Consider the following 9,165-nt stretch of genomic DNA (forward strand, 5'->3'; position numbering starts at 1 on the left):
TTGAATTACTTAGAGTATAAAGGCCGTATATAAGGAGATCCTCAATGCAGTTAGATAAGGGCTGGCTGGTGGGCGTTCGGCACGTGCCATCCCCACACCATGATGGTCGCCCGGAGGATGAAGCACCTTCATTGCTGGTTGTGCATAATATTAGTCTGCCGCCTGGCCAGTTTGGCGGCCCGTGGATAGACGCGCTGTTTACCGGCACGATTGACCCTGATGCCGATCCATTCTTTGCTGAAATCGCCCATTTGCGCGTTTCTGCCCACTGTCTGATTCGCCGTGATGGCGAAATTGTGCAGTACGTTCCTTTTGATAAGCGCGCCTGGCATGCTGGAGTCTCTTCCTATCATGGTCGCGAGCGCTGCAATGATTTTTCTATCGGTATTGAGCTTGAAGGCACCGATACGTTGGCCTATACCGATGAACAGTACCAGCAGCTGGCGGCGTTAACCCAGTTGCTGATTCGCGAGTATCCCGCGATTGCCGATAATATGACCGGCCACTGTGATATTGCGCCCGTGCGTAAAACTGACCCCGGCCCGGCGTTTGACTGGTCCCGTTTTCGCGCACTGGTCACCCCCGTCGAATAAGGAGATGACATGACGCTGTTTACCACGCTTCTGGTTTTATTTGCGGAGCGGCTGTTTAAGCTTGGCGAGCACTGGCAGCTCGATCACCGTCTGGAGACGCTGTTCCGGCGCGTGAAACACTATTCCATGGCAGGAACGCTGGTGATGACCATCGTTGCGATGGTGATTGTGGGAATTATCCAGCGTGCGCTGGAAGGCGTGCTGTTTAACGTTCCATTATTATTGTTCTGGATTGCGCTAGGTCTGCTGTGTATTGGCGCGGGTCGCGTGCGGATGCATTACCACGCGTATCTCAAAGCGGCATCCCGTGATGACGCCCATGCACGTGAGGCGATGGCCAGTGAGTTGACGATGATCCACGGCGTACCGGCGGGCTGCGATGAACGTGAGTTCTTGCGCGAGCTGCAAAACGCGCTGCTATGGATTAACTACCGCTACTATCTGGCCCCGCTTTTCTGGTTTGTGGTGGGCGGCTCATGGGGGCCGGTGGCGCTGATTGGATACGCATTCTTACGTTCATGGCAGTCCTGGCTGGCGCGTTATCAGACGCCGCACCAGCGTTTGCAGTCGGGTATTGATGCCATTCTACACGTGGTGGACTGGATTCCGGTTCGTCTGGTGGGTGTGGTTTACGCGCTGGTTGGTCACGGTGAAAAAGCGCTTCCCGCATGGTTTGCCTCGCTCGGCGACCGCCATTCTTCGCAATATCAGGTGCTGACCCATCTGGCGCAGTATTCGCTCGCGCGCGAGCCTCATGTGGATAAGGTGGCAACGCCAAAGGCGGCGGTGTCGATGGCGAAGAAGACGTCGTATGCGGTGGTGGTAGTGATGGCGCTGCTGACGATTTATGGGACGTTGGTGTAGTTGAGTGCCTTCCCGGAGTCGACGTAAACGTCTCGTCCGGGCTACAAAAAATGCCCGCAGGTCACTGCGGGCGAGAAAGACTTACTGGGTATCTGCCGGTGGAATACCGAAGTCAGGCATCCCATCTTCTTTCCAGCGCACCGTCTTCAGGCGCGTATGGCGATTCGGGTCGTACAGCGGGTCGCCTTCAATCTCCGTATAATTCCTCGCGTGATAGACCAGCACATCTTCCCCAAGAGGGGTTTGCGTAAAGCTGTTATGCCCCGGCCCATACTGGCGATTCTCGTAGCTGGTGGTGAAGACCGGCTGCGGGGATTTATGCCAGTTGGCAGGCTTCGTCATGTCGGCATCTTTATCAATCCACAGCAGGCCCATGCAGTAGTTTTCGTCGGTCGCGCTGGCGGAATAGCTGATAAAGAGTCGATCGTCGTGGACCAGCACGGCGGGGCCTTCGTTGACCAGAAAACCCCGACACTCCCAGTCAAACTCCGGCTTACTGAGTAGTACCGGCTCGCCTTTAATGGTCCACGGGTTTTCTAGCTCGGCCAGGTAGAGATTGGAGTTACCGGTGATGTCCGGTGATTTTTGCGCCCAGAGATACCACTGTTTGCCCTGGTGCTGAAAAGTGGTGGCATCCAGACAGAAGGTATCAAACGGCGTCTTGACCTGTCCTTTCTCTACCCATGTGCCGGTTAACGGATCGGCATCGCTACATTCCAGCGCGAACATGCGGTGCTGGAACATTCCCAGCTTATCAAGCGCCTGAGTGTGCGCCGCGGCGAAGTAGATGTACCATTTGCCGTTGATAGCGTGCAGCTCGGGAGCCCAGATGAGGTTGCTCATCGGCCCGGTCTCTGGTTTGCGCCAGACAACGACAGGCGTCGCCGTTCGCAGCCCATCCAGACTATCGGCGCGGCGAATCTCCAGTCGGTCGTATTCCGGTACGGAGGCAATAAAGTAATACTCTCCCTGATGGCGCAGGATAAAAGGGTCTGCGCGCTGCTCAATAAAGGGATTCGGCCAATTCTTCATCAGGCTTTCCTTACGTGTTCGGTCGTTTTCAATTCTTGCTGGTATTCATTCAGTTCGCGATAGTTAGTGCGGCGTTTTTCCAGATCTTCCTGAATCTGTTTCATCAGCGTACGGTCGACTTTCAGCAGGCGTACAACGCCCGCAGTGATGAGATAACCTACGCCTGGAATAACGGTAAACAGCAGCATAATTCCGTTGATTGTGGTGTCACTCTGCGCTTTTGCACCGGCATCATAACCGTACCAGGAGAGCAGGAAGCCGACCATTGCGCCCGCGACGGCCAGGCCCACTTTCAGGAAGAACAGGTTCCCGGAGAAGCTGATACCGGTAATACGTTTACCCGTTTTCCACTCGCCGTAGTCGTCCACGTCCGCCATCAGCGACCAGTGCAGCGGGGAGGGGATCTGGTGCAGCACGTTCAGCAGGAAGTAGAGCACCACAATCAACATGGTGGCGTGTGGGTCGAAGAAGTAGAACGCGATGGAGAAAATTGCCAGCGCGATGTTAGTCCAGAAGAAGACCTGCAGTTTGCACCAGCGGTCGGTCAGGACTTTTGCCAGCATGCTGCCGATCATCATGCCCACGACGCCAAGGCTAATGAAGATAGTGGCGAAGTGGGTGCTTTCACCCATGACCCAGGTAACGTAGTACATAGTTGCGGCCATGCGAATGAAGCCCGGGCAGACGTTGCACAGCGTCAGCAGCAGAATGCGAACCCACTGGTCGTTTTTCCAGACGTCTTTTAAATCTTGCTTCAGTTCATCGTTGGTCTGTACCGCCGGGCGTACGCGTTCACGCACGGTGGCAAAGCAGAACAGGAACATGCACATGCCGATGAATGCCAGCACGGTCATCGCCATCTGGTAGCCTTTGGCTTTATCCGCGCCACCGAACCAGTCGGCCATTGGCAGCAGAGTCAGCGACAGCAGCAGGGTGGCAATGCCGACCAGCACGAAGCGGTAGGATTGGCAGGCCACGCGCTCTTTCGGGTCGTTGGTGATAACGCTACCGAGCGAGCAGTAAGGGATATTGATGGCGGTATAGGTGATCGAGAGCAGGAAATAGGTGACAAAGGCATAGATAACTTTGCTGCTATAGCTCCATTCTGGCGTGGTGAACATCAGCACGCTGAACAGCGCATAGGGGAAGGCTATCCACAGCAGCCATGGACGAAAGCGGCCGTATTTACTGCGCGTACGGTCGGCCATTGCGCCCATAATTGGGTCGGTGACGGCATCGATCACGCGAATAGACAGTAACAACACGCCGACCAGCGCCGGGGCTAAACCAAAAATATCGGTATAAAAGTAGTTAACGAACAGCATGATAGCGCCGAAGATGATGTTACATCCCGCATCGCCCATGCCATAACCAATCTTCTCTTTAACTGACAGTTTACTTGAGTTCATCGCCAGATCTCTCTTGAGGTGTATGGAGAAGATTATTGGCTGCGGAAGAGATATATGCGTAGCAGGATAACGTTGTTGATATGGATAATATTGCTGCGCGGAGGAAAGTGTGAAGCAGGTAACATCAAGGAAGAAGGCCTCTCCGTATGGAGAGGCCTGTGCATAATAGAGTCGCCCGGACGAGGTGCGATAGCGCGACTCCGGGATCGTCCCGGCGTCCCTTCGTTCGGCCGGGCTACCGCGAGTATCAGGCTTTTGCGGTTTTGGCGCTTTTCTGTTTAAACATAAAGCCGATGCCCAGAATGATGATCCACACCGGAATCAGCCATACCGAGATAGCCATACCCGGAGTCATCACCATGATGACCAGAACGGCGGCCATGAAGATCAGGCAAATCCAGTTCCCTAACGGATAGAACAGCGCCGGGAAACGAGTGGTCACGCCCTGCTGCTGTTTGGCTTTACGGAACTTCATGTGGGCCAGGCTAATCATCGCCCAGTTAATGACCAGCGCGGAGACGACCAGCGCCATCAGAAGGCCGAATGCAGATTCTGGCGCCAGATAGTTGATCAAGACGCACAGCGCGGTGACAACGGCGGAAACCAGAATGGTGTTCACCGGTACGCCACGTTTATCCACGCTCAGCAGCGCTTTCGGGGCGTTACCCTGCTGCGCCAAGCCAAACAGCATGCGGCTGTTGCAGTATACGCAGCTGTTGTACACGGACAGCGCTGCGGTCAGCACCACGATGTTCAGGGCATTCGCCACGAACGAGTCACCCAGTTCATGGAAGATAAGCACGAACGGACTGACGTCGGCGGTGACGCGGGTCCACGGCATCAGAGAGAGCAGTACCGCCAGTGAGCCCACATAGAAAATCAGAATACGGTAGATAACCTGGTTGGTGGCTTTTGGAATGCTCTGCTCTGGGTTATCCGCTTCTGCTGCGGTAATGCCGACCAGCTCAAGTCCGCCGAAGGAGAACATGATGATTGCCATCATCATCACCAGCCCCATCCAGCCGTGAGGCAGGAAGCCGCCCTGTTCCCACAGGTTGCGTACGGTAGCCTGCGGGCCTGCGGTGCCGCTAAACAGCAGCCACGCGCCGAACAGGATCATGGCGATAACGGCAACCACTTTAATAATGGCGAACCAGAACTCCATCTCGCCGAACACTTTTACATTGCTCAGGTTGATGAGGTTGATAGCAATAAAGAAGACCGCCGCTGATACCCAGGTTGGGATCTCAGGCCACCAGAACTGGATGTATTTCCCCACGGCGGTCAGTTCCGCCATGGCAACCAGTACGTACAGCACCCAGTAGTTCCAGCCCGATGCGAAACCGGCGAAATTGCCCCAGTATTTATAGGCAAAGTGGCTGAATGAGCCGGCGACCGGCTCTTCAACCACCATTTCGCCAAGCTGGCGCATGATCATAAAAGCAATAAAGCCCGCGATAGCGTAACCCAGAATGATACCTGGACCCGCCGATTGGATAACGGAGGCGCTGCCGAGAAACAGGCCTGTGCCGATAGCGCCGCCCAGAGCGATCAGCTGTATATGGCGGTTCTTAAGGCCGCGCTTGAGCTGTGCGCCTTGCTGTTGACCTTCCATTGTGAAACCTCGTGTGTGGTTATTATTGTGACGCTGTTTGCGTATGTACTTAAGAAATTCCGTTTTCTGTATTGTTATGTTTACGAAAAGCATTTCTTAAAAAGAGGTAAGGCTCTTTCGTCATCAGCAGAATAGTGGTAAGCGCGGCGGAATGCACCTGCTTTATGAAGGGATGATGACGGGTTGGATAAAAAGCCGACAGCTGTCACGATGGCCTGCAAGTATTACATCGACTACTTTATGAGTATTTATTGTATTTTAATGAATTAATATTCATTTATTGGTTTATTGAAACGGTTCAGTTTGCGTATTTTTGTTTTTATTTAGTTAACTGTACTTCTTTATGGGTAAAGTTATTTTTTGTGCAAAGTTACATTTCTGAAACATCATTTCTGTAATGTTGTTAAAAAGTGCCGGGTTTACTGATTTCAATCAAAACCTGTATGGACATAAGGTGAATACTTTGTTACTTTAGCGCTACGAACTTGAAATTGGTAAGACCAATTGACTCCGGGCTAATGGCAGAGACAGGGAACAATGGCCTACAGCAAAATCCGCCAACCAAAACTATCCGATGTGATTGAGCAGCAGTTGGAGTTTTTGATCCTTGAGGGGACATTACGCCCCGGCGAAAAACTTCCACCTGAACGTGAACTGGCGAAACAGTTCGACGTTTCTCGCCCTTCGCTGCGTGAGGCTATCCAGCGCCTCGAAGCCAAAGGGCTCCTGCTTCGTCGCCAGGGCGGCGGGACTTTTGTTCAAAGCAGCCTATGGCAGAGCTTCAGCGACCCGCTGGTTGAGCTTCTGTCCGATCACCCTGAATCCCAATTTGATCTGCTTGAGACCCGTCACGCGCTTGAAGGTATCGCGGCTTATTACGCGGCACTGCGCAGCACTGATGAAGATCGCGTACGCATTCGCGAGCTGCATCAGGCCATCGAACGGGCTCAGCAGTCGGGCGACCTCGACGCTGAATCTGACGCCGTCGTCCAGTATCAAATTGCGGTCACCGAAGCCGCCCACAACGTAGTACTGCTGCATCTGCTACGGTGTATGGAGCCTATGCTGGCGCAAAACGTTCGTCAGAACTTTGAGTTGCTGTATGCCCGTCGGGAGATGCTCCCACTGGTCAGCGACCACCGTACAAGCATCTTTGAAGCGATCATGGCAGGCGAGCCCGAGCAGGCGCGTGAAGCGTCACACCGCCACCTGGCCTTCATCGAAGAGATTTTGCTGGATAGAAGCCGTGAACAGAGCCGCCGTGAGCGCTCGTTACGTCGTCTCCAGCAGCGAAAGGATTAATATTTTTTCCGGCAGTCGTTCGACCGGGAAATGTGGAAATGCGCCATTAGCGCGCGGCAACTAAACGCAGAACCTGTCTTATTGTGCTTTCCTACGAAAACACAATGGGACAGGTTCCAGACAAATCAACGTACTAGATAGATAAGGAATAACCCATGTCAGAACGTTTACTCAATGACGTGGATCCGATCGAAACTCGCGACTGGCAACAGGCGATCGAATCGGTCATCCGTGAAGAAGGTGTTGAGCGTGCTCAGTATCTTATCGACCAACTGCTTTCTGAAGCCCGCAAAGGTGGCGTTCAGGTAGCTGCGGGTGCAGGTGCTAGCGGTTACGTCAACACTATTGCCGTTGAAGATGAACCGGAATACCCGGGTAATCTGGAGCTGGAGCGTCGTATTCGTTCTGCTATCCGCTGGAACGCCATCATGACCGTGCTGCGTGCGTCTAAAAAAGACCTCGAGCTGGGCGGCCACATGGCTTCCTTCCAGTCTTCTGCGACCTTCTACGAAGTGTGCTTCAACCACTTCTTCCGTGCGCGCAACGAGCAGGATGGCGGCGATCTGGTTTACTTCCAGGGTCACATCTCTCCGGGCGTCTACGCACGTGCGTTCCTGGAAGGCCGTCTGACCGAAGAGCAGATGAACAACTTCCGTCAGGAAGTTCACGGTAAAGGTCTGTCTTCTTACCCGCACCCGAAACTGATGCCAACCTTCTGGCAGTTCCCGACCGTATCTATGGGTCTGGGTCCTATCGGTGCTATCTACCAGGCTAAATTCCTGAAATATCTGGAACACCGTGGTCTGAAAGACACCTCCAAACAAACCGTTTACGCCTTCCTGGGCGACGGCGAGATGGATGAGCCAGAATCTAAGGGTGCTATCACCATCGCGACCCGTGAAAAACTGGACAACCTGGTCTTCGTTATCAACTGTAACCTGCAGCGCCTTGATGGCCCGGTTACCGGTAATGGCAAAATCATTAACGAACTGGAAGGTATCTTCGCGGGTGCTGGCTGGAACGTTATCAAGGTTATCTGGGGCGGTCGTTGGGATGAGCTGCTGCGTAAAGACACCAGCGGTAAACTGATCCAGCTGATGAACGAAACCGTTGACGGCGACTACCAGACCTTCAAATCCAAAGACGGCGCTTACGTACGTGAGCACTTCTTCGGTAAATATCCAGAAACCGCAGCGCTGGTTGCCGACTGGACTGACGAGCAGATCTGGGCCCTGAACCGTGGTGGTCACGATCCGAAGAAAGTCTACGCTGCACTGAAAAAAGCGCAGGAAACCAAAGGCAAAGCAACCGTAATCCTCGCCCATACCATTAAAGGTTACGGCATGGGTGACACCGCTGAAGGTAAAAACATCGCTCACCAGGTTAAGAAAATGAACATGGACGGCGTGCGCTATATCCGCGACCGTTTCAACGTTCCTGTTACCGACGAGCAGGTTGAAAAACTGTCTTACATTACCTTCCCAGAAGGTTCTGAAGAACACACCTATCTGCACGCCCAGCGTGAAAAACTGCACGGCTACCTGCCAAGCCGTCAGCCTAACTTCGATGAGAAGCTGGAGCTGCCGACCCTGGAAGATTTCGGCCCGCTGCTGGAAGAGCAGAACAAAGAGATCTCTACCACTATCGCGTTCGTACGTGCTCTGAACGTGATGCTGAAGAACAAATCCATCAAAGACCGCCTCGTGCCGATCATCGCCGATGAAGCGCGTACCTTTGGTATGGAAGGTCTGTTCCGTCAGATTGGTATCTACAGCCCGAACGGTCAGCAGTACACCCCGCAGGACCGCGAGCAGGTTGCATACTACAAAGAAGACGAGAAAGGCCAGATTCTGCAGGAAGGTATCAACGAACTGGGTGCTGGCGCATCCTGGCTGGCGGCTGCGACCTCTTACAGCACCAACAACCTGCCGATGATTCCGTTCTACATCTACTACTCCATGTTCGGGTTCCAGCGTATCGGTGACCTGTGCTGGCAGGCTGGCGACCAGCAGGCTCGCGGCTTCCTGGTAGGTGGTACTTCCGGTCGTACGACGCTGAACGGTGAAGGTCTGCAGCACGAAGATGGTCACAGCCATATTCAGTCTCTGACTATCCCGAACTGTATCTCTTACGATCCATCTTACGCGTACGAAGTGGCGGTCATCATGCACGATGGTCTGGAGCGCATGTACGGTGAGAAACAAGAGAACGTTTACTACTACATCACTACGCTGAACGAAAACTACCACATGCCGGCAATGCCAGCAGGTGCCGAGGAAGGTATCCGTAAAGGTATCTACAAACTCGAAACCATCGAAGGTAGCAAAGGTAAAGTTCAGCTGCTGGGCTC

6 protein-coding genes and 1 pseudogene are annotated in these 9,165 nt (G+C 53.6%); 4 read left to right on the top strand and 3 right to left on the bottom strand.

Features of this window, described 5'->3' with window-relative positions; genetic code table 11:
* Window positions 1–44: 44 nt before the first annotated feature.
* Window positions 45–606 (top strand): annotated as a pseudogene (gene ampD, locus RDN66_RS06245) (1,6-anhydro-N-acetylmuramyl-L-alanine amidase AmpD).
* Window positions 603–1,457 carry a beta-lactamase regulator AmpE gene (ampE, locus tag RDN66_RS06250; RefSeq protein ID WP_035893070.1) on the top strand — a complete coding sequence of 285 codons (855 nt, stop codon included), beginning with the start codon at window positions 603–605 and terminating at the stop codon, window positions 1,455–1,457. Before ampD ends, ampE begins: the two are co-directional and overlap by 4 nt.
* Before the next feature lie 81 nt (window positions 1,458–1,538).
* On the opposite strand, the gene RDN66_RS06255 is transcribed toward ampE, so the two are convergent.
* The 3 genes from RDN66_RS06255 to aroP form a co-directional block, all read right to left on the bottom strand.
* Window positions 1,539–2,489, bottom strand: coding sequence for a family 43 glycosylhydrolase (locus tag RDN66_RS06255; protein ID WP_202216479.1), 951 nt, complete (start codon window positions 2,487–2,489; stop codon window positions 1,539–1,541).
* Window positions 2,489–3,898 carry a glycoside-pentoside-hexuronide (GPH):cation symporter gene (locus tag RDN66_RS06260; RefSeq protein WP_035893072.1) on the bottom strand — a complete coding sequence of 470 codons (1,410 nt, stop codon included), beginning with the start codon at window positions 3,896–3,898 and terminating at the stop codon, window positions 2,489–2,491. The genes RDN66_RS06255 and RDN66_RS06260 overlap by 1 nt, the downstream gene beginning before the upstream one ends.
* Window positions 3,899–4,145: 247 nt before the next feature.
* Window positions 4,146–5,513 (bottom strand): aromatic amino acid transporter AroP, encoded by a 1,368-nt coding sequence (gene aroP / locus RDN66_RS06265; RefSeq protein ID WP_115074868.1) that lies wholly within the window; start codon window positions 5,511–5,513, stop codon window positions 4,146–4,148.
* A gap of 537 nt (window positions 5,514–6,050) precedes the next feature.
* Between aroP and pdhR the strand changes: the two genes are divergently transcribed.
* The gene (pdhR, locus tag RDN66_RS06270) at window positions 6,051–6,815 is read left to right on the top strand and encodes a pyruvate dehydrogenase complex transcriptional repressor PdhR (protein ID WP_035893074.1); all 765 of its coding nucleotides are present in this window, start codon (window positions 6,051–6,053) and stop codon (window positions 6,813–6,815) included.
* A gap of 155 nt (window positions 6,816–6,970) precedes the next feature.
* A partial coding sequence (gene aceE / locus RDN66_RS06275) for a pyruvate dehydrogenase (acetyl-transferring), homodimeric type (RefSeq protein ID WP_308537704.1) occupies window positions 6,971–9,165 on the top strand: 2,195 nt, incomplete at its 3' end.

Origin of the sequence: uncultured Kluyvera sp., from assembly GCF_902485085.1 — a bacterium.
GTDB classification, from domain to species: Bacteria; Pseudomonadota; Gammaproteobacteria; order Enterobacterales; family Enterobacteriaceae; genus Kluyvera; species Kluyvera ascorbata.

Bases quoted from the DNA above. Each gene is read 5' to 3' on its own strand.
- RDN66_RS06260 (WP_035893072.1), bottom strand. From the start codon at position 3,898: ATGAACTCAAGTAAACTGTCAGTTAAAGAGAAGATTGGTTATGGCATG.
- pdhR (WP_035893074.1), top strand. From the start codon at position 6,051: ATGGCCTACAGCAAAATCCGCCAACCAAAACTATCCGATGTGATTGAG.
- ampE (WP_035893070.1), top strand. From the start codon at position 603: ATGACGCTGTTTACCACGCTTCTGGTTTTATTTGCGGAGCGGCTGTTT.
- aroP (WP_115074868.1), bottom strand. From the start codon at position 5,513: ATGGAAGGTCAACAGCAAGGCGCACAGCTCAAGCGCGGCCTTAAGAAC.
- RDN66_RS06255 (WP_202216479.1), bottom strand. From the start codon at position 2,489: ATGAAGAATTGGCCGAATCCCTTTATTGAGCAGCGCGCAGACCCTTTT.